Below are 26491 nucleotides of genomic sequence, written 5' to 3'. Positions count from 1 at the left end.
ACGATCTTTTTGTCAATGCTTCTATAGAGGAATAGAAAAAGTAAATATACTTCCTTTATCCTCTTGGCTTTCTACAGTAATCCTTCCACCCATCAGTTCAACTAAATTTTTTGAAATAGCAAGACCCAAACCAGTGCCACCATATTTTCTAGTGGTGGAGGCATCTATTTGGCTAAAGTTGTTAAATAAAAGGTGCAACTTATCTTTTGGTATACCAACCCCTGTGTCTTTAATACTAAAATGAACTATCCCTTTACCTTCATCAACTGTATCCATTGATACCTCTAAATGAACTGCTCCCTCTTCAGTGAATTTAAGGGCATTGCCTAAAAGATTATAAAGAACCTGATTCAATCGATGAGGATCTCCTATAAAAGTACTGGGGATACTGTCATCTATTTTATGAGTTAATACCAATCCTTTTTTTGTCGCTCTAAAGGAAAAGTCCTTTATGATACCCAAGATCAGAGGATGAAAATCAAAGGGGATGTCTTCTAAAGATACATTTTGAGATTCAAGCTTTGAGACATCTAGTACATTATTAATAACTGATAATAAACGATCGCCAGAGAATCGCAGCAGCTCTATATATTCCTTCTGCTCCTGGTTTAAAGGCGTAAGAGATAACACTTCTGTTAATCCGATGATACCATTCATAGGTGTTCTCAATTCATGGCTCATGTTTGCTAAAAATTGAGATTTAGCAATGCTGGCAGCCTCTGCTTCGAGCTTAGCTTGGAGCAGTTCCTCTTCAGCTAATTTTTTTGCAGTAATATCTTGAACAATTCCTAGTATGCTTTCTACTTTTCCGTCAGCAGTTCTTTGAAAAACCAAGTCTTTGCAGGATAACCATAGGTAATGACCTCTTTTATGCTTTGCTCTTATCTCAATAGTAAGAACTTCATCATCTTTAGTTGTTTCAATCTTCTCCTGATGCTTGCCTACTTTTCGCAAATACTCTGGATGAGCTAAATCTAAAAGAATATGACTGCTTTTATCAAGTAATTCTTCGGAGGTATATCCCAAAATAGTCTGTGATTGTTGATTACAATAGACATATTGATTTTTTTGTAGATCATAAATATAAACTAGATCTGGAATGGTTTCTGTAATAGCTGCTATTTTTTTATGGGAGGTTTCTAGGGAAGAAAGCATACTATTAACGGAATTCCCCAATATAGCAAGTTCGTCCTTACACTTTACCTTTAATCGTTGAGAAAAATTTTCTTGATTGCCAATGGAGACAATTTCTTTTGTAAATTGCTGTAGGGGGTTTAAGACCACTTTATGTAAAAATATCAAAAATATCATAAAAATAATCAAACAGGTGAGTATAGCTAAAAAAATAAAGACAATAATGCTTTGTAGGTGCTGAATAAAGTAAGTTCTAGGAAAATCTACCCGTAATAACAGATTGTTTTCTCCAAATAAGTCCTCCATCACTGTATAAACAGAGGTTGTTTCCTTAGAAAGAGGTCTTATGTAGATATCATTGTCTGCTGATAAGTTTGCTAATACCTCTTCTTCATCTAGAGAAGGAGAAACTGAAGGATTTGTTACAGCAATTGACAGTTTCATCTTTTCAGATATTTTATGGATAGTATTGTCATCGAGATACATACCCATAATAAGGGTACCTCTAGTAGGGCCTACCCCATAGCTAGTTAATACGGGTTGAGAAGATATAATAGCGATATCATTAGGCAATACCATAATGCCATGGGTATTACTGCCTCCCCTATCATAAAGGAAACGCCAATATTCCAGTACTTTTTCTTTATAGTCTTCTGGGATAGGGATTTCCTCATTATTTTCTAAACTGTAGGCTTTTTCAAAATTAATATTTCCCAAATCATCAATGAGAAGCAACATTTCAAATTCGTTGTTGATAAAGGTTTCATTAATATAATTACTCTTGATATATTCTTCATTAAAGTCTATCATATGTTCATAAGTATCATCCCATCTTCCATAATCAGCGGCTACAATACTTAGATTATTGATGATACTAGAGATTTCATTTTCAAACTGAAGCTTAGAGTAATTTGCGATTTCTTCTTCATTTTTTAAAGCTATCTTTGTTAATAATTCATAGGAGGAAAAAATTATTAAGGACAGAGTGATTGAAATTGATACAATCGCCATCAGCATAGTTTTTTTATATAAGGACATTTTCTTCACCCCGTTGGCTAGAGTATAAACGCATTATTACATTTTTCGACATAATATGATATTTTCCTTCAATTATATAAAAATTTCCAGACTAAATATATTAAGGATAAGATAACTATAATTCATGATAGAAGATTTACAGTTTACAGAAAAGTTAATAAAATATGATAAATATTGTCCATGTTTTCTATCTCCTTTGGACAGCAAATATGAACAGGGGAAGAAAACACAGAAATATTTACAAAAACAGTTAATAAGTAGTAGAAATATGTTATAATTTGTATAAAAAGGGGGTCGGGTTTAAAATGGCAGAAAAACAATATGTTATTTTTAAATTGAGTGGCGAAGAATATGGCGTAGAAATTAATCATGTGCAGGAAATAACAGAGTATAAAAAGGCTACAACAGTGCCTAATGTCCCTAACTTTATTGAAGGTATCATTAACCTGAGAGGCAATATTACACCAATTATTAGTTTGAAAAAGAAGTTTAACCTAGTAGAAAGTGAAATAAAGGAAAACAATAGAATCATTATAATCAATTTAAAGAGTAAGCAGGTTGGGTTTATTGTAGATGATGCTTCACAAGTACTAACAATGGACGAGAAGCATATAGAAAATCCACCGGAAATTTTAACCGGCATTGATCGACAGTACATTATAGGGATAGGGAAGGTAGACGAAAAGATTATTATTATGCTGGACCTAGAGAAAATACTGACAGAAGAGGAAAAAGAAGAAATAAAAAATATGTAAGATGCGCCGGCAACGGTGCATCTTTTTATTGTATAATAAAACCATAGGAAATACCATATATATCCTAACTAAGGGAGGATTGAAAATGCGGATTTTACATACATCAGATTGGCATTTGGGACGGACATTAGAAGGAAGAAGTCGAATCCTTGAACAAAGGGAATTTATTAATGAATTATGTCATATTCTAGAAAGCGAGAAGATCGACCTTGTGATTATTGCTGGAGATTTATTTGATACCTATAATCCTTCTGCAGCAGCAGAGGAGCTGTTTTTTGAAGCTTTAGAAAGGATGTCTAAGGAAGGGGAAAGAGCTGTCGTTGTTATAGCAGGCAATCATGATAGTCCTGAAAGATTAAGAGCCGCTAATCCGTTGGCATGCAGGCAAGGAATTTATCTGTTTGGTGTGCCAGGAGAAAATGCAGGATTTTCAGCATCCTCAGCATCTGAAGAAGAAATAGCTGCTACAGTAGAAGGTTTACTAGAAGAGGGACAGAGGGACAAGCTCCTTGGTTCACAGAGAGTAGATGGAGGGGCAGGATGGATAGAAATACAGATGCCTAATTGTGACGAAAATGCTGTTATTGCCTTATTACCCTATCCATCAGAAAAAAGATTAAACGAAATATTGACAGAATCTATGGAGGAGAAAGAATTGCAAAAAGCTTATTCTCAGAGGGTAGCCTTAGCTTTAAAAGAGGGGGCAAAGCATTTTCGGTCTGATACTGTTAATATTGCCGTTAGCCATCTTTATGTATTAGGGGGAGTGGCCTCAGATTCTGAAAGAGATATTCAATTAGGAGGAGCTTTTGTTGTAGAACCCTCTGCTATACCAGAGGAGGCACATTATACTGCATTAGGTCATTTACATAGATTTCAAAGAGTCGGGGGAACTGCAACGCCCTGTTACTATTCTGGTTCACCCCTTTGTTATAGTTTTTCAGAAAGTAACCAACAAAAGCAAGTGGTGATGGTGGAGATTACTCCTGAAGAAGATGCTCGAATACAGCCGATCCCTATTACTGCTGGCAAGCCTATGCTTATAAAAAGATTTTCTTCCTATCAGGAGGCTTATGATTGGTGTAAGTCTGATGAAAACCAAAATATATGGCTTCATTTAGAAATAGAGCTGGAAGAATCCTTATCTAATCTAGAGTTGGAGGAATTGAATAAACTTCATGAAGGAATTATCTATAGAAGAATGATTTTACCGGGTATAGTTCTTCCAGATGAAGAAAAGGAAAGACTTCAGGATCTCACATTAGAACAGCAGTTTCAAAGATTCGTGGCAAGAGAAACTGGGACAATACCTGACCAGGAAATAATAAATTTATTTTTAGAGCTATTGCAGGATGGAGGTGATGAGGATGAGACCCATTCAATTGAGATTTAGTGGACTACAAAGCTATAAGGAGAAACAGGAAGTTGATTTTCAGTGGCTGGGAGATATGGGCATATTTGGAATATTCGGCCCCACTGGTGCAGGTAAATCCACTATTTTAGATGCTATCACTTTAGCGTTATATGGAAACATTGAACGAGCTCCTAATGGAATAAGAGGTATTATGAACCATTTTGAAGATGAATTATCTGTTTCCTTTGAATTTCTACTTGGGAAACATCGTTATCGAGCGGAGCGCAGTTATAAGAGGACAAAAAAGGATGATTCCATCATTAATAGGGTATCTCGACTTATACAGGTAGAAGAGGAAGATACGGAGGTTTTAGCCGATAAGGCTACAGAGGTTACTTCAAAAGTGGAGGAGCTTCTAGGAATGAAATTCAAGGATTTCACTAGAGCCGTCATTATACCTCAGAATAAATTTGACCAATTCTTAAAACTCACTGAAGGAGAGAGGACAGAAATGTTGGAAAAGATTTTTTGTCTAGAGGACTACGGTGAGAAATTGACAGGAAAAGTAAAAAAACTAGAAAAAAAATTAGATGCAGAGTTGGAATCCAATAGAAAAATCATGTTGGAGTTAGGAGATGCTTCACAGGAGGCAGTTTTTAGGGTAAAAGAAGCGTTAAAAACCAAGAAAGAGGAAGCTGTAGAAAAGAAGCAAGAACAAATAAAGCTGGAAGAAAAATTGAAGACAATGGAGACGGCAGCAGGAATTCATCAAGAAATGGATACCTTAAAGGAACAAAAGATGAGGCTAGAGGGTAAGCAACAGGAAATCGAGAATAACAAAAAACAGCTTCATTCTGCGAGAAAGGCTGAAGGTCTAAAGGGACCATTAAAGCAAATCAACCTTTTAGAAAATCAGATAAAAGGCGAGGAAGATGAACTGAAAAAACAGGAAATACTAGAAAATCAAATCAATGAAGCTATGGAAAAGACAAAGATTAAGTTGGAAAAAGGAAAAGAAAACCAGCAGCAGCTAGAACTTTTAAAGAAAGAAGAACTTCCTAAGCTTCCTTTAGCTACAAGCTATGAAGGCCAGATTATGGAGTTAGAGGAAGAAGTAAAAGAATCAACAAATATGATGAATCAAATGATGGAAAAACTGGTAAAGACAGAGAAAGCCCTTCAAGACAAAAATGACCTCGTTGAAAAAATAGAAGAAATTATAACACATCTTAAGAAAAGAAGTATAAAAATGAAAAATATTCTTCATTGCCGTAAAGAGATAGATGATGGAGTTATGCTACTAAAGACCTTAGACGGTGAAGAAAAACAAGTAAAAGTGACGCTCCAACAGTTGGAAAGTAAAAATAAACTGATGAGAAAAGAAGAAAAATCTTTAAAAATCCTAGTGGCAGAGCATATCCAATCCCTTAAAGAAAATGTACAGGAAGAGACTATTGAAGTCCTAATGGAAATGGCAGAAAAAGTTCTGCAACAGGCAATAAAACAAGAACAGGCACTACAGGAAGCCCTAGATAAGGCCAAGGATCAAAATATGGCAAGGGTATTAGCTTCTAAATTAAAGAAGGATGAACCCTGCCAGGTTTGTGGTTCTCTCCACCACCCGAAACCAGCTAATAATCTAGAGTCCTTTGAAGAAGACACTATTCTTTTAGCTAAGGAAAAAGTTGATATAGCAAAGGAACGGGTCAATACTTTAAGAAAGTGGCAGCAGAAGATTCATATTCAGTATACGACGTATCAAGGGACTAAAAGAGAAATAGAATCCACCTATCATCCAACATACATAGAGAAATCGAAGGAATTTAATAAAGCAAAGGAAGAATTTGAAAAGGCTTTACTTACCTTACAGAAGAAGGTGCATGAGATTGCACCAAATTTTGTAGTGGCGGATAGGGATACAGTAAATGCCTTAAAGGAACGTTTAGAAAAGGCAGAACAAGAATATCAACAGGTCAGCAAGACTATTGATGAGAAGGAAGCGTTGGCAAAGGAATTATACAAAGAAATAACTAGTTTGAAAGAGAATAATATCAATTTACAAAGTACCATAAAAGCCTATAAAGAAAATGTTGAGAAAAGTACTCAAAGGCTAAAGGAATTAATTTCAAAAAAGAAGGTCCTTATAGGAGATGCTACAGCCCAAGGTTTTGAAGAAAAAATAAGACGTCAAATCGATACATTAGAAAAGGAAATTAAAGAAATTCAAGAGCTTTGGGAGGATGTTAATAAGAAGAAACAAGAGCTTCAACAAAGCTTAACTACGCTAAAATCTGGTATAGAAAAAAGCAAAGAACATTTAAAAAACCTGGAAATAGATTTGAGGGAAAACTTAATAAATGCAGGATTTAAAACAATAGATGAATTACAAGAATCTTTGCTGGAGACAGAAAAACAAAAGGAAATCGAAGAAAAAATCTTAAACTATGAAAATGCCTTAAATCATACGACGAAGTCACTAGCATCTTTAGAAGAGAAAGTAGCAAAGCTCTCTTTTGATAAGAAAGAATTTGAAGAAAGCAAAGCTACCTATAAAACTATAGTAGAGGAACACAACCAAATTGTTAAGGAGGAAGGAGCACTACAAAACAGTTTAACGATTTTGCTAGACAAGCAAAAACGATGGGGTGAGCTGCAGGGAAAGAACAAAGAAATAGCAGAAAGAAAACAAGTGGTTGCATCTCTGTTCTATTTATTGAGAGGAAAAAGATTTGTAAAGTTTCTGGCAGAGGAACATATGCGGGATATGACAATTGAAGCATCAATAAGGCTTGGAGAGCTTACAGGTCAAAGGTATGGACTGGAACTGGATGATAAATGCAGTTTTATTATGCGGGATGAATATAATAATGGTATAGGACGACTGGTTACCTCTTTATCAGGGGGAGAAACCTTTTTAACTTCTTTAGCATTGGCGCTGGCATTATCTTCAAAAATACAATTAAAGGGAAAACCTTTAGGTTTTTTCTTCTTAGATGAAGGATTTGGAACATTAGATCATGAAAAACTGGAGTTGGTTATGAACACTTTAGAAAAGCTTCAGCGGGATCGAAGAATGGTAGGGATTATCAGCCATGTTGAAGAATTGAAAAATAGGATGCCTCGATATATTGAAGTGACTCCAGCTCAGCAAAATGGTGCAGGTAGCAGAGTGTTGGTAAAATCTAATTAGTATTCATACTGGAAAGAAACTAGTTCTTATGGAATATATATACCATTAAAAATGGTACAACCTATAAAGATAACCAATTTTAAACCTTAATATAAAGAAAATTTAAGATGTAAACTGTTTTAATAAGTTAATAAACAAAGGCATAGTCATCATCGACTATACCTTCAGACTGTTAAAAAATCCACGTTTTCTTCGTTGTTTTGAAAAGTCAGCACCCTTATGTATTGCTGTATACGTAAGAGTGCTGACTTTTCTTATGTCTCGAATCTGAAGACCTTTGAATAGCCTGGATTTTGTTTTAATGGTATTAATTTCCACAATGTAAAAAATTTTAATAACGAGATTTTCTTTTAGAGGATAGATAAATTGGGTACATATGTAACAAGTGAAAAAGATAGAGAGAAGGGAGTATAAAAAATATGAAATTTATAAGCTTAGTTGAGGAAATGAAAACAGTACGGGATTATAAAAAGGAACCGGTGGATAGTAGTTTAATTCAAAAAGTTATAGAGGCTGGGAATGAAACAAGAGGTATTGTAAAAAGTCAAGGGGCATCCATAGTATTCATCAAAAATGGGAAAGAGGTTTATAGTGAATTGTCTGGAAAGGCCGGATATTACGGTAAAATGATAGAAGCACCTCATTATTTAGCAATAGTATCAAAACCTTATCCTAATTTCCAGGAAAATAGCGGTTATATCATGGAATGGATACGTTTAAAGGCTTGGGAGTTTGGACTAGGAACCTGTTGGTTAAGTATGGAAGATGACGTGGAATTGAAAAAAAAATTAGACCTGGAAGAAGATGAAGTAGTTACTGCTCTTATAGCAATTGGACACCCTTATAGTGGGATTTTTAAGACAGATATATCACCGAAAAGTGGTAGGATGGGCGTAGAAGATATCGTTTATTTGCAGAACTGGGAAAACTCTTGCAGCGTTGAGTACTTAGATTCCCGTGGATTGACCAATATCTTTTACTATACAAAATTTGCTCCATCTTGGGGGAATAAACAGCCATGGCGTTTTATTATAGATAAGGAAAAAGTATTTCTTGTAGTAAATAAAGAACAACAGAAAAGCATGAAAATAGATGCAGGAATCGTTATGCTATACTTTGAAAAAGCATCTCATGAAGAGGGGATTATAGGTAAATGGAGATTGGATGTAGAGGAAGTGATGGGAAAAAGATATCATATTCCAGAGGATTATGAATTAATAGGTTACTATAGCATATAGCTACTACGATATAGCAGGAGGTATGGCTACCATTACTGGGTCTGTAGTACTTATGTTTTTATTTACGCTAATCAATAGACTAAGAAAACCAAAAGAAAAGGTAAGCTTAGAACTTCAATAGAGAGCTAATTCAAGAAAAAAGCAATGATTTATTAGTGAATCATTGCTTTTTAGTATTTTACACATTAAACCTAAAGTTAATAATATCTCCATCCTGTACAATATATTCTTTGCCCTCTAGACGTGCTAGCCCCTTTTCTTTAACCTTTGCAACAGAACCTAATTCTTCTAAGTCCTTAAAGGCGGTAACTTCTGCACGAATAAAGCCCTTTTCTATATCGGAGTGAATTTTACCAGCTGCTTTCTTAGCAGGTGTATTTTTTCTGATAGGCCATGCTCTTACTTCGTCTTCACCAGATGTAAGAAAGGAGATTAGACCTAAATAGTCGTAGGCGGTTTGAGCCAATTTATCAATACCAGGATCTGTAATGCCTAGCTCCTCCATAAATAATGCTTTGTCCTCTTCATCTAATTGATTGATTTCTAGCTCTGACTGAGCAGATATCTCAATAAATGGCACATTTCTTTCCTTTGAGTAGTCTATGATGGAGGTTTTAGCAGCATAGTCCCCGGAGGTTAGTTGAGCTTCATCAATATTGGTTACAAGAATCATAGGTTTTTCTGACAGGAAGCCAAAGGTTTTTAAAAGTTCCTTTTCATCATCACTTAAGTCTATATTGTGAATCAATAAGCCTTCCTCTAAGCCTGCTTGACACTTCTTTAGTACTTCTAATTCCTCTAAGTTTTCCTTTGTGACTTTCTTTCCTGTTTGGATACGTTTGATACGATTTTCAATGACACCTAAATCTGAAAACAATAGTTCCATGTTAATGGTTTCTATATCTCTCATAGGGTTTACATCACCATCTGCATGGATGACAGCATCGTTTTCAAAAACCCGAACGATATGTACTAAAACATCTACCTTGCGAATTGCATCTAAAAATTGATTACCTACACCTTTTCCAGCACTGGAACCGCTAACTAGCCCTGGCACATCAATTACTTCAATCGTAGCAGGGGTTACCTTTTTGGGCTTGTACATATTGGTTAAAAAGTCGATTCTTTTATCAGGGATTTTAGCAATGCCAACATTTGATTCAACCTTTCCTGTAGAAAAACCTGATATCTCTATGTTTTGACCTGTTAATAGGTTAAACAAAGTGGTTTTACCTACCGTGGGTAATCCTACTAATCCAATTTTCATAGATTTCAATTCCTTTCTATTTTAATTATCATATTTTACCATTTCAATATACTTTATTATAGCAAGTATGCTCTCAAAATGTAAAGGTTATAATTCATTGAAGATTCTTAAAATGTCATCCTGAGGACTAGGGAAGGATCTTATTGAGTGTAGTCTTTATGTATCTAAGATACTTCGACTTCGTTTCGTTTTGATCAGTATGACGGAATGATGGATTAAGTTAACGCTGATGATAGCCAATAAAAAAGAAGTAATCAAAGACTGACCTTTCATCAGACCTTAACTACTTCTTGTTTATATTCATTAATACCAACTCATAAATCCACAACTTTTTTCTAGACATTGAATCTAAAGTTAATAATATCTCCATCTTTAACGATATATTCCTTGCCTTCTAATCTTACAAGCCCTTTTTCTTTAGCAGTAGTATGGCTACCACAGCTTACAAGATCATCGTAGGCAACTACTTCAGCTCGAATAAAGCCTTTTTCAAAGTCGGTATGGATTTTACCAGCAGCTTGAGGTGCTTTTGTGCCCCTTTTAATGGTCCAAGCCCTTATCTCTTTAGGTCCAGCTGTTAGGTAACTGATTAAACCTAAAAGAGAGTAGGAAGCTTTTACCAGCTGGTCTAACCCTGACTGTTTTAAACCTAACTCTTCTAAAAACATGGCCTTTTCGTCTTCATCTAATTCTGCAATTTCAGCTTCAATCTTAGCACAGATCACAACAACTTCCGCATCTTCTGTCTTTGCAAATTCTCTTAATTTTTGAACATGAGGATTATTTGCACCCTCATCAGCAACCTCATTTTCTGCAACGTTGGCAACATAAATGATGGGTTTCATGGAGAGAAGGCCAAAGGTTTTTAGTAATTCCTGCTCTTCTTCACTGTATTCTAGGCCACGGGCAGATAAGCCTTCTTCAAAAGCAGCTTGTAATCTTTTAAGCAATTTTAATTCAACAAGGAGACTTTTATCGGCTTTCGCCAATTTCTCAGTCTTTTGTATTCTTCTTTCCACCATTTCAAGATCTGAGAAAATCAATTCTAAATTAATGGTTTCAATGTCTCTTAAAGGATTAACACTTCCTTCAACATGGGTGATATTGCCATCTTCAAAGCATCGAACCACTTGAAGAATAGAGGCAACCTCTCGAATGTGAGATAGGAATTTATTTCCTAAGCCTTCTCCCTTACTGGCTCCTCGAACCAGTCCAGCAATATCATAGAATTCAATAGCCGCAGGAATGAGCTTTTCAGATTGGTATAGGTCTTTTAAAAACTTTAACCGTTCATCAGGTACGGCAACTACCCCTACATTAGGTTCAATGGTGCAGAAGGGATAGTTAGCAGATTCTGCTCCTGCTTGAGTAATTGCATTAAATAATGTACTTTTTCCTACATTAGGCAATCCAACAATGCCTAGCTTCATGTATATCTTCCTTTCTATATGTGAGTTCAATTTGTTCAAATACACATAGATAAAAGTATACCCTATTGTAGATTCTTTAGCAACATCTAAAGTTTGTTAATCATACTAGCCATATAGCCAGCACCAAAGCCATTGTCTATATTGACAACAGCAGTACCGCTGGCACAACTGTTTAGCATGGAAAGCAAGGCAGCTAAGCCTCCAAAGTTTGCCCCATAACCGACGCTGGTAGGAACTGCGATGACAGGTTTATCTACAAGACCTCCCACCACGCTGGCCAATGCTCCCTCCATACCAGCAACAGCGATTACAACCCTAGCGTTGGTGATAATCTCCAGCTTGGAAAACAATCGATGAATACCAGCAACCCCTACATCATAAATCCTTTCTACTTTGTTGCCTAATATCTCTGCCGTTACCGCCGCTTCCTCTGCAACAGGCATATCAGAAGTACCTCCAGTAACAACGGCAATATATCCTTTAGATGGTTCAATTTCTTTTTGTACAATGGTAATGGTTCTTGCAGATTGATTGTAAGCAGCCATAGGAAACTGTTTTTTCACAGCTTCAAACATTTCCTCTGTAGCTCTGGTGCCCAAAACATTGCTGCCTCGATGGATCATAATTTCTATTATATGTACAATCTGGTCTATGGTTTTACCGCTGCAGTAGATTACCTCTGGATATCCCTGTCTTAGCTCCCTATGATGATCAATTTTTGCAAAACCTAAATCTTGATAGGGAAGCTGCTTTAAAGTGGACAAGGCCTCCGCTATATCTACTTTATTTTCTTTTACATCTATTAGAAGCTTTTCAATTGCTTCAACCTTCATTTATAACACCTCGTTTTGACTTCCAGTTCTATAACCTTCTAAATCCACAGTAACATATTGAAAGCCTATTTTTTTGAAGTCCTTGGCAATCTTTTGAATCATATTTTCCGTCATTAAATCCTTTAATCTATCTGGGGCTACTTCGATTCTAGCCAGTTGGTCGTGAAGACGAACCCTAACAATGGGGAATCCTAGGTCGATCATATATTTCTCAGCTAATTCTATTTTCTGTAAATCTTCCTTTGTAATTTCCTGGCCATATTGTATTCTAGTCAATATACAGGCATAGGCAGGTTTATTCCAGGTAGGTAGTCCTAGTTCCTTGGACATACTTCTGATCTCATTCTTCGTAAAGCCAGCTTCCAATAGTGGACTGACTACCTGCAATTCCTTCAAGGCCTTCATGCCTGGACGGTAATCTTTTGTATCATCAAAGTTGGTACCGTCAGCAACATAATTATAACCATTTTCCTTAGCAAAATCTAAAATCCCTTGGAAGACAGCTTTTTTACAAAGATAACATCGATCACTAGGGTTGTTCTTTATCTCAGGAATAATTTCTGTATGCTCAAGGATCACATGCTTTATGCTTAATTCCTTAGTCAGTTCCTTTGTTTCTTCTATTTCCCATTGGAGATGGAAGGGTGCATGAATGGTTAATGCAATAACCCGATCTCCTATAGCTTCCTTTGCAGCCTTCAGTAAAAAGGTGCTATCTACTCCTCCAGAAAAGGCGATGACTACGCTCTCCAAGGACTTGATATGCTCTAAAAGTCTATTATATTTTTTAGGTAATTCCATGTTTATGCCCCCTTAGATTATAAAATTGTCGCTAAAAATCCTGTGAATCTCTATGGAGATAGAGATTTGAGGAAAATCTGCGACGGTCTATCACTGGTGTGTCCCCAAATCTTGGTGTATATAATATTAAACATCCTTAGAATCTTCATGAAGATACAGCTGTTGAACGGTATGATACACCTGATAGATGGGAATATTATGGTTTTCTGCAATCACTTTACAATCCTCATACTCAGGCTTCCACTTAACAATTTCTCCATTTAACAGAGCCAGCTTGATTCTAACTGAACCATACGGACTATCAATGTTTACTATTTTTCTACCCATCATAGCTTTATCTACATCATAGCTTCGAATGCCTAAGGTAGTAGTTTCTTGAAATAAAATGTTTGTAAGAGAATCTGCTAATTCATGGCTACATAGAACACTAAACTTCATAGCAGGCCTACTCTTTTTCATGGTAATAGGTGTAAGATATACATCCATAGCACCTTTCTCCAACAATTTATTCATCACATACTGATATAATTCTGGATTCATATCATCAATGTTGCACTCTATCATTTTTGCCTTTTCTTTATGCTGGTGGTTAGTTTCCCCAAGAAATACCCTCAATACATTAGGGATCATATTATCCCTGTGGCCGATACCATAACCAACTTTTGTAATAGTGAAGTTCTTATCAGAAGTAAATTCTTCTCCCAACACTTTAGCGATAACAGCTCCAGTGGGAGTAGTCATTTCCTTTTGGATCTCTCCTGAAGTGATAGGAACTCCTTTTAAAATCTCAGTCGTAGCAGGAGCAGGAACAGGAAATCTACCATGAGCACAATCTACAAAGCCGCTTCCCACTGTGATAGGAGAAAAAATCACCTTGTCCACCTTTAAGATATCATAACATATAGCGGCTCCTATGATATCAACAATAGAATCCACCGCACCTACCTCATGGAAGTGTACTTCTTCTATAGGCTTACCATGGATTTTTGCCTCTGCTTTAGCGACCTCCATAAACATTTTTAAGCTTAATTCCTTTACGGAGTTGCTTAAATGGCTGTTAGAAATAATCGTTTCTATGTCATGGAGGTTTCTGTGATGGTGGTGATGATGATGATGGTCTTCTTCGTGGTGATGATGATCATGCCTGTCATGATGACAGTGTTCGCCGTCATGTGTATGAAGATGGTTATGAGAATGGGACTCTTTTTTATGATGATTTTTATGCTGGTCATGTAATAGCTTTACATCAACCTTTGTACCTGTGATCCCTTTTCTTTCGTCTCTAGTAACTTCTAATTCAAATTCATTATGTAAATGTAGCTTCCGTAACTCTCTTCGCAAATCCCCTTCATTTACGCCGAGATCAATCATGGCGCCAAGATTCATATCGCCACTAATGCCAGAAAAACAGTCGTAATATAGGATTTTCATGAGAAAAACACCTCCTGTAGCTATAAAGTTTAGTTTATGAAAAATGATATTTTTTAATAGTATTTTCTTATTATACTATATTAATAAAAGATATGAAAATGATTGATTGTTTTTTGTATGATCTTCAAATTAGAAACAAAGGTAGTGCTCTACATTTTTGTTGTAATCTATAGAAAAACGAAGAAAATCGACAAAATAACCTATTTTTAGACAAAGGGGTTTGTTATTTTTTGTGGAATAGAGTAACAAATGAAAGACTAGTGAAGAGGGTCTTATAAGCCAAAAGATGAAGTTGTTAACTAGTCGTGAGAGTGTGAAAGGGTCCAAATTACAAAAAAATAAGGAGTGATTAAATGTTTTGCGCACATATTAATCAAAACACTCTAAAGGAACAAAGTGTTAAGGAACATTTATATAATGTTTCTAAACTATCCATGGAATATGGTGGAAAAATTTCTCTTGGTGTAACAGGAGAGTTAATAGGCCTACTTCATGATATGGGAAAGCTAACAAACAAATTTGATTCTTATATACATTACAGCTCACTAAACCCTGGTGACAAATCCCTTAGGGGCTCAATTGACCACTCTACAGCAGGTGCAAAATATATATATGATAACTTTTATGATGCAAAAGATCCATACCAAAGACTTGCAGCACAAATTATTTCATTATCCATTTGTTCACATCATGGTGGATTGATCGATTGCTTAGAGTTAGATGGCATGGATAGATTTACTGACAGGATGAATAAAGATAAAGATTTTTTTTTCGATGAAGCATTATCTAATTTTAAGTCAGGATGTTCAGAAATGAACGACATTAATACTCTACTCTCTAATTCAAAGAAAGAGATAAGAGAGGTTCTGCTTAAAATTAACAAGATAGGTCAATCTGCTAAATTTGGACAGTTTGCAGCTGGAATGCTAGCAAAATACCTTTTTAGTTGTGTGATTGATGCAGATAGATACGATACATATTTATTTATGGAAGATAGGGAACCAGAGCAAAATGTTGATAAATCAGCTTTATGGAATGAGCTTGCAGATGTGCTAGAAACTAAGCTAAAAAACTATCCTAAATTAACTAGAATAGATTTGTTGAGGGAAGAAGTATCCATAGCATGTAAGAACTTTGGAGAAAAGAGCCCAGGAGTATATCAATTATCAGTGCCAACAGGAGGCGGTAAAACACTTTCCAGTTTGAGATATGCTTTAGAACATGCAAAGAAATTTAGTAAGGATAGAATTTTTTATATTATTCCCTATACTACCATTATCGATCAAAATGCTAAGGATATAAAAGATATTTTAGGACGAGAAGATATCATTCTGGAGCATCATTCAAACCTTGTAATTGACAATCAACAAGAAGAGTACAAGCTTTTAACCGAACGTTGGGATAGTCCTATTATTTTTACTACAATGATACAGTTTTTAGACACTTTATTTAGTGGTGGGACACAAAGCGTTAGGCGAATGCATAACCTTGCAAATTCAATTATTATATTTGACGAAATTCAGACCATTCCCATTAAGTGCATAAATATGTTCAATAGCGCAATGAACTTCCTTTCAAATATTTGTAATACAACGATTATACTTTGCACAGCAACTCAGCCACTTTTAGCAACTACAGAAATGCCATTAAAGCTAAGTGAAAATCCTAATATAATTTCTAATATGCAGGAGAAATTTCAAGAATTTAAACGTGTGGATTTGATTGATAAAAGGATTGTTGGAGGCTATAGCGTAGCTTTACTAAAAGACTTTGTTTTAGACAAGATGGATCAGCTAGAAAGCGTACTGGTGATTTTGAATACTAAGAAGGCTGCAAAAGAAGTTTTTAATGAGTTAAAGAAAGCAAATACAGATTTAGCAGTAGAAAAGCAGTATTGTATTTTTCACTTAAGTACAAATATGTGTCCTTCTCATAGAATGAAGATTTTACAAAATATGAAAAAAAAGCTAGGGCATCAGAGAGTAATTTGTATTAGCACTCAATTAATAGAAGCTGGCGTTAATATTTCCTTTGGTTGTGTTATTCGCTCCCTTGCTGGATTGGATAGTATTGCTCAAGCAGCAGGGAGATGTAATCGTCATGGAGAAAAAAATTGCGGCGATGTTTATATTGTTAATATTGAGGGAGAAAGTGTCAATAAATTAGCGGACATCAAAATGGGGCAAGAAGCCACTGCGCGAGTTCTTGATGAATTTAAAGAAAATCCCAATAACTTTGATAATGATCTTCTTTCTCCAAAGGCTCTGAATAGCTATTATCAGTATTATTTTCATGATAGAAGAGTAGAAATGAATTACACATTACCAAAACCAAATAACGATAAATCAATGTATGACTTGCTATCAAGTAATAAAGAGGCAGTACTTGCTTTTAGAAACAGAAACGATTATGATCCAAAGCTAATGTTAAGACAAGCCTTTAAAACGGCGGGAGATTACTTTCAGGTGATTGACCAGAAAACAACAAGCGTCATGGTACCATATGAAAGAGGTAAGACACTTATTACACTAATAAATGGTTCATGTAGCTTAAGTGAAATAAAACAATATTTAAAGGAAGCCCAGCAGTACTCAGTAAATTTATTTGAAACAGATAGAAGAAAACTAGAAGAAATGGGCGCAATTATTAAACTAAAAGATGCTGTAATATTTGCACTGAGGGATGAATTCTATAAAGATGATGTGGGGGTGACCTTTGAAGGTGTTTCAATAGAATTTTATAATTATTAATTATTGAGGAGGGGAGACAATTGGAAAGAGAAAACAGTGTTGAATTTAAAGTTAGTGGACGGTATGCCCTTTTTAGCGATCCTATTAATAGAATCGGAGGAGAAAAATTCTCATATCAAGTACCAACATATCAAGCACTTAAAGGAATACTAGAAAGTGTATACTGGAAACCGACATTAATATGGATTATTGATGAAGTAAGGGTTATTAATTTAATTAAAACCCAATCCCAGAATGTACGTCCCATCAATTTCAGTGGAGGAAATACCTTGTCTATTTACACATATCTAACAAATGTTGAATATCAAGTAAAGGCACATTTTGAATGGAATTATAATCGACCCAATTTAGAGAAGGACAGAAATGAAAATAAGCATTATATAGTTGCAAAAAGAATGATCAACCGTGGTGGGAGACGAGATGTCTTCTTAGGAACTAGAGAGTGTCAAGCATATGTGGAACCATGTAATTTTGGAGAGGGGGAGGGAGCCTATGACAATTATGGATCACTTTCCTTTGGACTTATGTTTCATGGCTTTGACTATCCAGATGAAACTGGAAAAGATAAGCTAGTAGCTAGACTTTGGAGACCAGAAATGAACAATGGGTATATTAAGTTTCCAAGACCTGATGATGAAGAATATATTATTAAACGTGAGCTTTCGGCGATGAAGCCCAAGAAATTTGATGAAAATAATTTCAGTGGGCTTGAAGAATTTGAAGAGGAGGGAGAGATAATTGAGTTGGATTCATAAGCTTTATAATACTTATCAGAATTGCAGGAGTGAAGTGGGAATCACGGGTTCTGATGAAAAAACACCGCTTCTTCCCATTGCTCACTCTACCCAAAATGCACAAATAGAAGTCATCCTTAATGGAGGGGGTAATTTCTTAAGGGCAAAAATGTTAGAAAAAGAAGAGGCAGTTACAATTATCCCTGTAACTGAGGATTCTGCTACTAGAAGTGGGACAAAACCTCCTCCACATCCACTTTGTGACAAATTACAATATGTTGCAGGTGATTATAGTAACTATGTGGAGAAGAAAAATGGTGAGGAGTTCTACAAGAAGTATATGGAACAGCTTGAGAATTGGTGTGATTCTCCTTATTGTAATAATAAAGTAAAAGCAGTTCTAACTTACCTACAAAAGAAAACTCTTATTTCTGATTTAATAGAGCAAAAGGTATTAGTAGGTGATAGTAATGGAACTCTTTCAAAAGTTAAGTTAGGAGCAGGCAATCAAAGTGATGCTTTTATAAGATTTAAGGTGGAAATCTCAGGAGAAGATGAGTCTGCTGTGTGGCTTGATAAAGACGTTTATAACAGCTATATTAAATATTATTTAAGTCTTCAGCAGGATGTAAAATTGTGTTATGTACAAGGAGACAAAATTCCATGTTCAGAAAAACATCCTGCAAAGGTGAGAAACACGGGGGATAAGGCAAAGTTAATTTCAGCAAATGATGCCACTGGTTTTACATATCGAGGTCGGTTTGTAGATAAAGACCAAGTGGTCAGTGTAGGGTACGAAACTTCACAAAAATCACATAATGCATTACGTTGGCTTATTGATAAGCAAGGTTATAAAAATGGTGACCAGGTTGTAGTTGCATGGGGCACTAAAAACCAAACTATTCCCGAGATTCTAGAGGATACACAAGGGGGCATTTTTGGAGAAGAAGAAATGGCAATTGTTTCAACTGAAAAGGAGTTTGCCAAGAGACTAAATAAGGCTATTGCAGGTTATGGATGTGACTTAGATACAAAGGCTGAAATTGTTATTATGGGGCTGGATGCCGCAACAACAGGGCGATTATCTATAACCTATTATCGTGAGCTCGATGGTACTGATTTTCTAAATAGGATTAAACATTGGCATAGCACCTGTATCTGGCAACATTCATACAAAACAGTACCTGACGGGCTTGACGAAAAGGGTAAAGAAAAATTCAAGGTAATTTCTTTTATTGGTGCCCCTTCTCCAAAAGATATTGCTACCATTGGATTTGGGAGCCCAAGAGAAAATAGCAAAACACAAAAAAAACAGCTTGAATTGAAGGATACTTTGCTAAAGGCAACGATAGAAAGATTATTACCCTGTATTATTGATGGAGCTAAGTTACCCTATGACCTTGTAAATTTAGCAGTTAATCGTGCTTCAAGTCCAGTTTCTATGGAAAAATGGGAATGGGAAAAAGCATTAACTATAACTTGTGCTTTAGTTAGAAAATATAAATATGATAAATTTAAGGAGGTATGGGAGATGGCACTGGATGAAAACCAGAAGGATAGAAGTTACATTTTCGGTAGACTTCTAGCCATTGCACAAGAAATTGAAGAATATGCGTTGTATACTACAAATGAGAAAAGAGCTACAAATGCAGAAAGATTAATGCATCAATTTAAACTACACCCTTACAAAACTTGGGGCATCCTTACAGATAAGCTTAGACCATATATAATAAGATTAGGTGCTAAGGGTGCAGATTTAACAGAATTAATGACTGGGGTTAATTCGATGATACCGTATGAGGAATTTATAAGTCAAAAGAAGTTAGATGATAGTTACATCTTAGGATATTATTGTCAAAGGCAAGTTTTTATTGAAGAGAAAAAGAAAAGAATCGAAGAAAGCGCAAAAAAGAAATTAGAAAAAATAAACTAAAGGAGGAAAAGAAAAATGAGTAATTTTGAAAATAAGGTTGACTTTGCAGTGATTATTTCAGTAAAAAATGCCAATCCTAATGGTGATCCGTTGAATGGCAACAGACCTAGAGAAAATTATGATGGCTTTGGTGAGATTTCTGATGTTTGCATTAAAAGAAAAATCCGTAACCGACTTCAGGATATGGGACAAGAAATATTTGTTCAATCAGATGAAAGAAGAACAGATGGATTTAGAAGTCTAAAGGATAGAGCTGATGGTTGCGCAGAACTTAAAAAATCAAGCAAAGATAAGGAACAATATGCAAAGATAGTTTGTGAAAAATGGATTGATGTAAGAAGCTTCGGACAAGTTTTTGCATTTAAAAAAGGTGACGAGGATAATGCTGTTTCAATAGGCATAAGGGGTCCAGTGTCAATTCATACGGCAGTAAGTGCTTCCCCAATTGAGATATCAAGTATGCAAATAACAAAAAGTGTTAACGGTGAAACTGGGAAAGATCCTGATAAAAAAAGTCCTGATACAATGGGGATGAAACATAGAGTTGAGTTTGGAGTTTATGTAGTTTATGGAAGTATTAATACACAGCTGGCAACAAAAACAGGCTTTAGTCAAGAGGATAGTGAGCTTATTAAAAAGGCACTAATTACTCTTTTTGAAAATGATTGCTCCTCTGCTCGCCCAGATGGCAGTATGGAGGTATGCAAGTTGTATTGGTGGAAACATAATACCCAGATAGGTCAATATTCATCTGCAAAGGTTCACAGAAGCTTACAGGTGGTACCAATGACAGAGGTTCCAAAAAGTACTAATGATTACAAGATCTCCATCGAAACTTTAGAAGGACTCACCCCAGAAATATATGATGGAATATAAAGAGGAAGATTTTTTATTGCTATCTGGGATACAACATTTTTCATTTTGTAAACGGCAGTGGGCATTAATACACATCGAACAACAATGGCAAGAAAACCTTCGTACAATTGAGGGCGGAATTCTTCATGAGAAAACACATGATAACACTATAAAGGAAAAACGTGGGAGTTTAATTGTTTCTCGTGGTATGGCAATCTTTTCACGTTCATTAGGAATAACTGGGGCTTGTGATGTTGTTGAACTACATAAGGCCTCGGATGGGGTAACTATATTTGGTAGAGAGGGGAATTATAAGCCCGTTCCTGTAGAGTATAAGCGGGGAAAACCAAAAGAAGATGAATCTGATGCATTACAACTATGCGCACAGGCTATGTGTCTTGAGGAAATGCTATTATGTGAAATTACAGAGGCTTTTTTGTTCTATGGAGAAACAAAACGCAGGCTGAAAATTATACTTGACGATGGGCTACGGCAACAGGTTAAAAAAACTGTAAAAGAAATGCATGAACTATATGACAAGAGGCATACACCTAAAGTTAAACAATCTAAAAGATGTAAAGCATGTTCACTAACGGAGATTTGCATGCCAAAGTTATGTAAAAATCCCTCCGCGGTTTACTATATAAAGAAAAATCTTTTGGAGGTGGAGGAATGAGAAAGTTACTAAATACACTTTACATCACTTCTCCGGATACTTATTTGTCCCTTGATGGAGAAAATATTGTTATTTTAAAAGAACAAGTAGAACTCTCAAGAATTCCATTGCATAATCTTGAAGGCATTGTTACTTTTGGTTATAGTGGTGCAAGCCCAGGATTAATGGGTGCTTGTGCAAAGCGCAATATTGCATTAACCTTTATGAAACCGAGTGGAAAATTTCTTGCGCGGGTAGTGGGTGAAGTTAGGGGTAATGTTACTTTAAGGAAGGCTCAATATAGACTTTCAGATAGCGTAGAGGAAAGTAATAAAATCGCTAAAAATTTTATTCTTGGAAAGATTTACAATACACGCTGGGTACTTGAACGGGCAACCCGTGACTACGCTATGCGACTTGATGTTGATAAGTTAAAAAAAGTTTCTAAAGTTCTAGCTAACTCCTTGAAATTAGTTGAGCAAAGTGAAAGTTTAGAACAACTCAGAGGATATGAGGGGGAGGCAGCATCACAATATTTTAGTGTATTTGATGATTTAATTCTTCAACAAAAAGAATACTTCTATTTTCGTTATCGTAATAAACGGCCACCTCTTGATAATGTTAATGCAATGCTGTCATTTGTATATACCCTCTTGGCGCACGATGTTGCAGCGGCATTAGAAACGGTGGGACTTGACCCTTATGTAGGATTTTTACACCGGGATAGACCCGGGAGAGTTTCTTTGGCACTTGATATGATGGAGGAACTACGTTCAGTCTATGCTGACCGGTTTGTTATTTCGCTAATCAACAAAAAAGAAATAAAAGCAGCTGGTTTTAACCAAAAGGAAAATGGTGCAGTTGTTATGGATGATGATACAAGAAAAACTATCTTAAAAGCCTGGCAGAGTAAAAAACAGGAAAAAATCACACATCCATTTCTACAAGAAAAGGTAGAGTGGGGACTTGTCCCTTATGCACAGGCAATGCTGTTGGCTAGGTATATCCGGGGTGATTTAGATGGATATCCACCATTTATGTGGAAGTAGGTGATAAAGTGTTAGTGTTGATAACCTATGATATAAATACAGAAACATCACTTGGTAGGAAGCGTTTGCGTCAAGTTGCAAGGCAATGTGTTAATTATGGTCAACGTGTTCAAAATTCAGTGTTTGAGTGTGTATTAGATGCAACTAAATGTCGTGAACTTCAGCACAAACTTGAGCAAATTATTGACAAGGACAAAGATAGCTTGCGGTTTTATTATTTAGGGAATAATTATAAAGGTAAGGTTGTACATATAGGTACAAAGGAGTCATTTGATGTTGAGGATACGCTTATAATTTAGTGCGAATATTTAGCTAACATGGAATTCCTAGAGCTTTCGCACCTAAGGTTTAACTAAAACACACCAAAAAAGTAAAAATATGTAATATGAATCATGGATTATATAATAAAAGTGCCAAAATATGCCTCGAAATGAAGAAACTAAGTGTGTTTTATTTGTTATTTATCCCTTTTTTGCTGTCGCTCCCTATATGGGGGCGTGGATTGAAATATACTGCTGCTATTGCAAGAATAGGAAATTTTAATCGTCGCTCCCTATATGGGGGCGTGGATTGAAATTTAAACCCTACGCATGGTTTTGATTTTACTGCATGGTCGCTCCCTATATGGGGGCGTGGATTGAAATAAAGGAAGACACATCAAGAAATTTATGATGAAAGTCGCTCCCTATATGGGGGCGTGGATTGAAATTTGATTATTTCTTTGTCTAATCCTAGGTCCTTGGCAGTCGCTCCCTATATGGGGGCGTGGATTGAAATCTCCAGTAAGGGTAATTGCTATTTACTGGAGGGGTCGCTCCCTATATGGGGGCGTGGATTGAAATTGTCTAGTGTTTCCATCATAGCTTTTTTAATGTCGTCGCTCCCTATATGGGGGCGTGGATTGAAATTCCTATGGTTCTGTCTACCTTACTTTTTGTGTCGTCGCTCCCTATATGGGGGCGTGGATTGAAATCTTAAACTTATCTTCTACGGCTTTTCCTATAGCATGTCGCTCCCTATATGGGGGCGTGGATTGAAATCGAATCTGCAATTGATGAAGTAATGTCAACTGGAGTCGCTCCCTATATGGGGGCGTGGATTGAAATTAAAAGTAGGCCACCACGGAAGTGCTACCTCGACTAGTCGCTCCCTATATGGGGGCGTGGATTGAAATACCTCCAAAACTATCATCAGTCTGAATTATTACTCTGTCGCTCCCTATATGGGGGCGTGGATTGAAATTAGAAAAAAAGGAGGAAGGTAAAGAAATGAATGCAGTCGCTCCCTATATGGGGGCGTGGATTGAAATTTGAGTTAAGTCTTGTCTAGCTCTTTCAAGAATGGTCGCTCCCTATATGGGGGCGTGGATTGAAATGGTGAATGTTACATTTTTGTAAAAAGCCCCTGCATGTCGCTCCCTATATGGGGGCGTGGATTGAAATTGGGAATATGAAAGTGAGGATGAAATACCTTATGACGTCGCTCCCTATATGGGGGGCGTGGATTGAAATAATTGCTGATGCATGTATATGCAGCTGCTATTAGCACAGCACATTCGGATGCTGTTCAAGTCAGTGATCGTTTTCATTTATTCAAGAATTTAAGGGACTATTGTAAAAAAATATATTTCAAAGACAGTAGGGATAAAGGTCAAGATTCCTATAACCAAAGAAGATGAAACTTCACCATTACCTAATAGAACTGGATATAATGCAAAATCTAAAAAAGATAAAATTAATAATGTAAAAGAACTACATAGGAAGGGTCTTACTAAACATGAAATAAGAAAACAATTAAAAATGGATATTAGAACGGTAGAAAAATATATTAGCTTAGAGGATAATTCAGAAAACTTCAAAGATAAAGATGTCCGTTTTAAAGAACATGATTTAGTAGTATCAAAGAAGGAAGCTAATATTGCTAAAGTAAAATAGTTACATGAACAACATTATTCAAATAACGCAATTGCAAGAGAAACTGGACTTTCTAGGCATACTGGAAGAAGGTATTTAGATCCAAATGTCTCAGCAGTCCATAGTGCATATGGAACCTATAGTGGAGGGCCTTTAACTCCATTTCATGATGATATAAATGAATTGCTTAGCAAAGGATGGACATTCAAAAAATTTGAAGAGGCTATCAGAGAAAAAGGATACAGAGGTTCTTCAGAATGTATACAACAAGAGAAAGACACTTATTAAAAGAAGTCCAGGCTGACCCCGAGAAAATCTAACTAGTTGAGCGTCAACATCTAATAAAATTACTATACAAACCTATTGAAAAAACAAATAAATTGACATCATATGGAAAGGGTAAAAACAAAAGCCTTTCAAGAGGCAAGTAACAATAGATTTAAGGTGGAAAGAAGATTTGCCACCATGGTAAGAAATCATGGACTCAGAAGATGTCGGTATGTAAAGATTTCAAGAGCCAAGGAGCATATTATTATAGCAAATATGATCTGTAATATAGGGAGGATGGTAAACCTTCTTTGCTCTCCTAAAGTTCTGTGTGTTAAATTTAAAGAGGACGTGGAAGTTATGGTAAATGTTATAAAAAAAGATGAAGAAAGATGTTATTCATGGTTAAACTAAGAAGATTAACTGTCATTTTCTCCTGGCTAGCAGTCCTCCTATGGATGGCCTTAATTTTCTATTTATCAGCCCAACCAGCAGTTCAGTCTAATCATCTATCTAAGGGAATAACAGAAGTAATTGTAGAGACAGTTGGGCGAGTTGCACCTAATAATAGTTTTGATATGAGTAGACTTAATCATTTGATAAGAAAAAACGCTCATTTCTTTGCTTATTTGGTGTTGGGGATATTGGTGCTGAATGCAATGAAAAGAAGTGGGATAGATGGTTTTAAAAGGTTGGTTTTATCTCTAGGGATCTGTGTGCTATATGCTGTAAGTGATGAAGTTCATCAGCTCTTTGTCCCCGGTAGAAGTGGGCAGGTTAAGGATGTTTTCATTGATAGTGCTGGGGCTGTTGTTGGGATAGTCGTTTATCTAGGATTGAGTCGAATAAAGAAAAAGGTCATGATTAGCAGGTGCTAGCCATGATCTTTTATTGTAAGTATCAATATTAGCACATATTTAATTCACATAAGTTTATGAGACAATACTTTATTGTTAGTCAGACTTATTAGCTTTACATATCTTTTTCAATTTTAATATTTCCACAGCTGCATCGACACCGTATTTGATTATTTTATCTAATGCTTCTTCAGAAATAGTCTCCTCTTCATGAATAATATTTTCATCTATAAGTTTTTTTAAGATTTTACCTTCAATTTCTTTATAATTTCTATAATTAATATTATTTCTGTCTAAATTACCTTCTGGTAATACAGCTTGATTTTTCCTACTTATACTTCCTAAAAGATAATCAGTAGAGCACCCCAAAGCCTGTGAAATTTTAGTTACTATTTCTGCTTTTGGCTCTCTAAGATTATTTTCATATCGTGACAAGCTAGCTTCTGTTATGCCTACTTTTTCAGCTAGCTCTTTTTGATTTAGATTTAGTTCTTTCCGTAAATTTAATATTCTTTCGCCAATACTCTCCACTTATAATATCCTCCTAAATAATATCTTACCAATATTATAAACAAAACTATTTTTATAAGCACTTAAATTACCAAAATTATAAATAATATCTTGACATATTACCAAACGGTATGATAATATTTAATTACCAAATGATTATAAAATTATTTTAAAATTACCAAATGAATATTTTTTCAAAAACTATAACTATGTTATTTTTTTAATTTTTTAATCTTATTGGAATTGAAGGAGGGGATGCTTAGGATGACATTTAAAGAAGGTTTTTGGAAATATTCAGCTTTAAGTTAACGCCTATGATAAATACATAAACATATATCGCAATATTCTGTCAGGCAAAACAAAGGATACGAACTGTCGAACGATTTACTTGCAGACCATAATGATACTGTTTTGAGGAAGGAAGGTTATGAAACGATGGAGATGTCAGATGGTAAAAGCAGAGGAAAAAAGACGTTTTTTTATCGTGTTTTAGATGG

21 protein-coding genes and 1 CRISPR repeat array are annotated in these 26491 nt (G+C 35.6%); of the genes, 14 read left to right on the top strand and 7 right to left on the bottom strand.

What is annotated here, in order from left to right:
* Positions 1–21: 21 nt before the first annotated feature.
* Positions 22–2172: a sensor histidine kinase gene (locus tag CHB72_RS20135; RefSeq protein WP_089284674.1), complete on the bottom strand. Its 2151-nt coding sequence runs from the start codon at positions 2170–2172 to the stop codon at positions 22–24.
* A 305-nt stretch (positions 2173–2477) separates the two neighbouring features.
* On the opposite strand from CHB72_RS20135, the gene CHB72_RS20130 reads away from it, so the two are divergent.
* The 4 genes from CHB72_RS20130 (at position 2478) to CHB72_RS20115 (ending at position 8709) form a co-directional block, all read left to right on the top strand.
* Positions 2478–2927, top strand: coding sequence for a chemotaxis protein CheW (locus CHB72_RS20130; RefSeq protein WP_089284673.1), 450 nt, complete (start codon positions 2478–2480; stop codon positions 2925–2927).
* 85 nt (positions 2928–3012) lie between these two features.
* Positions 3013–4320: a metallophosphoesterase family protein gene (locus CHB72_RS20125; RefSeq protein WP_176431504.1), complete on the top strand. Its 1308-nt coding sequence runs from the start codon at positions 3013–3015 to the stop codon at positions 4318–4320.
* Positions 4295–7471, top strand: coding sequence for an SbcC/MukB-like Walker B domain-containing protein (locus CHB72_RS20120; RefSeq protein ID WP_176431502.1), 3177 nt, complete (start codon positions 4295–4297; stop codon positions 7469–7471). Before CHB72_RS20125 ends, CHB72_RS20120 begins: the two co-directional genes overlap by 26 nt.
* 419 nt (positions 7472–7890) lie before the next feature.
* Entirely contained in the window at positions 7891–8709 is an 819-nt protein-coding gene (locus CHB72_RS20115; protein WP_089284670.1) for a nitroreductase family protein, read from the top strand.
* Positions 8710–8887: 178 nt separating this feature from the next.
* Here CHB72_RS20115 and ychF (CHB72_RS20110) read toward each other — a convergent pair whose 3' ends face one another.
* The 5 genes from ychF (CHB72_RS20110) to larC all read right to left on the bottom strand — a co-directional run bounded on the left by ychF (CHB72_RS20110) (position 8888) and on the right by larC (position 14471).
* Positions 8888–9976, bottom strand: a complete 1089-nt coding sequence (gene ychF, locus CHB72_RS20110; protein ID WP_089284669.1) for a redox-regulated ATPase YchF — start codon at positions 9974–9976, stop codon at positions 8888–8890.
* 335 nt (positions 9977–10311) lie between these two features.
* A complete protein-coding gene (gene ychF, locus CHB72_RS20105; protein WP_089284668.1) occupies positions 10312–11406 on the bottom strand; it encodes a redox-regulated ATPase YchF in 1095 nt (364 codons plus the stop codon).
* 86 nt (positions 11407–11492) lie between these two features.
* Positions 11493–12239 (bottom strand): nickel pincer cofactor biosynthesis protein LarB, encoded by a 747-nt coding sequence (gene larB / locus CHB72_RS20100; protein ID WP_089284667.1) that lies wholly within the window; start codon positions 12237–12239, stop codon positions 11493–11495.
* Positions 12240–13040: an ATP-dependent sacrificial sulfur transferase LarE gene (gene larE, locus CHB72_RS20095; protein ID WP_089284666.1), complete on the bottom strand. Its 801-nt coding sequence runs from the start codon at positions 13038–13040 to the stop codon at positions 12240–12242.
* 126 nt (positions 13041–13166) lie between these two features.
* Positions 13167–14471 carry a nickel pincer cofactor biosynthesis protein LarC gene (gene larC / locus CHB72_RS20090; RefSeq protein ID WP_089284665.1) on the bottom strand — a complete coding sequence of 435 codons (1305 nt, stop codon included), beginning with the start codon at positions 14469–14471 and terminating at the stop codon, positions 13167–13169.
* A gap of 353 nt (positions 14472–14824) precedes the next feature.
* Between larC and CHB72_RS20085 the strand changes: the two genes are divergently transcribed.
* The 10 genes from CHB72_RS20085 to CHB72_RS20045 all read left to right on the top strand — a co-directional run bounded on the left by CHB72_RS20085 (position 14825) and on the right by CHB72_RS20045 (position 25505).
* Positions 14825–17221 (top strand): CRISPR-associated helicase/endonuclease Cas3, encoded by a 2397-nt coding sequence (locus CHB72_RS20085; protein ID WP_089284664.1) that lies wholly within the window; start codon positions 14825–14827, stop codon positions 17219–17221.
* A 20-nt stretch (positions 17222–17241) separates the two neighbouring features.
* Positions 17242–17976, top strand: coding sequence for a type I-C CRISPR-associated protein Cas5c (gene cas5c / locus CHB72_RS20080; RefSeq protein WP_089284663.1), 735 nt, complete (start codon positions 17242–17244; stop codon positions 17974–17976).
* Complete coding sequence (gene cas8c / locus CHB72_RS20075; RefSeq protein ID WP_089284662.1) at positions 17960–19888, top strand: type I-C CRISPR-associated protein Cas8c/Csd1; 1929 nt, start codon at positions 17960–17962, stop codon at positions 19886–19888. Before cas5c ends, cas8c begins: the two co-directional genes overlap by 17 nt.
* A 15-nt stretch (positions 19889–19903) precedes the next feature.
* The gene (cas7c, locus tag CHB72_RS20070) at positions 19904–20764 is read left to right on the top strand and encodes a type I-C CRISPR-associated protein Cas7/Csd2 (RefSeq protein WP_089284661.1); all 861 of its coding nucleotides are present in this window, start codon (positions 19904–19906) and stop codon (positions 20762–20764) included.
* 16 nt (positions 20765–20780) lie between these two features.
* Complete coding sequence (gene cas4, locus CHB72_RS20065) at positions 20781–21419, top strand: CRISPR-associated protein Cas4 (RefSeq protein ID WP_330397095.1); 639 nt, start codon at positions 20781–20783, stop codon at positions 21417–21419.
* A complete protein-coding gene (gene cas1c, locus CHB72_RS20060) occupies positions 21416–22447 on the top strand; it encodes a type I-C CRISPR-associated endonuclease Cas1c (RefSeq protein WP_089284660.1) in 1032 nt (343 codons plus the stop codon). Before cas4 ends, cas1c begins: the two co-directional genes overlap by 4 nt.
* Before the next feature lie 8 nt (positions 22448–22455).
* Complete coding sequence (cas2, locus tag CHB72_RS20055) at positions 22456–22746, top strand: CRISPR-associated endonuclease Cas2 (protein ID WP_089284699.1); 291 nt, start codon at positions 22456–22458, stop codon at positions 22744–22746.
* A gap of 178 nt (positions 22747–22924) precedes the next feature.
* Positions 22925–23889: a CRISPR direct-repeat array (repeat unit 32 nt; unit sequence GTCGCTCCCTATATGGGGGCGTGGATTGAAAT).
* A gap of 357 nt (positions 23890–24246) precedes the next feature.
* Positions 24247–24381 (top strand): hypothetical protein, encoded by a 135-nt coding sequence (locus CHB72_RS27875; protein ID WP_278277877.1) that lies wholly within the window; start codon positions 24247–24249, stop codon positions 24379–24381.
* Positions 24382–24750: 369 nt separating this feature from the next.
* A complete protein-coding gene (locus CHB72_RS20050) occupies positions 24751–25041 on the top strand; it encodes a transposase (RefSeq protein ID WP_089284659.1) in 291 nt (96 codons plus the stop codon).
* Complete coding sequence (locus CHB72_RS20045) at positions 25029–25505, top strand: VanZ family protein (protein WP_089284698.1); 477 nt, start codon at positions 25029–25031, stop codon at positions 25503–25505. The genes CHB72_RS20050 and CHB72_RS20045 overlap by 13 nt, the downstream gene beginning before the upstream one ends.
* Before the next feature lie 75 nt (positions 25506–25580).
* Here CHB72_RS20045 and CHB72_RS20040 read toward each other — a convergent pair whose 3' ends face one another.
* Positions 25581–26015: a helix-turn-helix domain-containing protein gene (locus tag CHB72_RS20040; RefSeq protein WP_089284658.1), complete on the bottom strand. Its 435-nt coding sequence runs from the start codon at positions 26013–26015 to the stop codon at positions 25581–25583.
* Between the last annotated feature and the right edge of the window lie 476 nt (positions 26016–26491).

This window comes from Anaerovirgula multivorans (assembly GCF_900188145.1).
Taxonomy (GTDB): Bacteria; Bacillota; Clostridia; order Peptostreptococcales; family Natronincolaceae; genus Anaerovirgula; species Anaerovirgula multivorans.
Note: the sequence above shows the minus strand (reverse complement) of the source record. Positions and strands in the feature narration are given on the sequence as shown.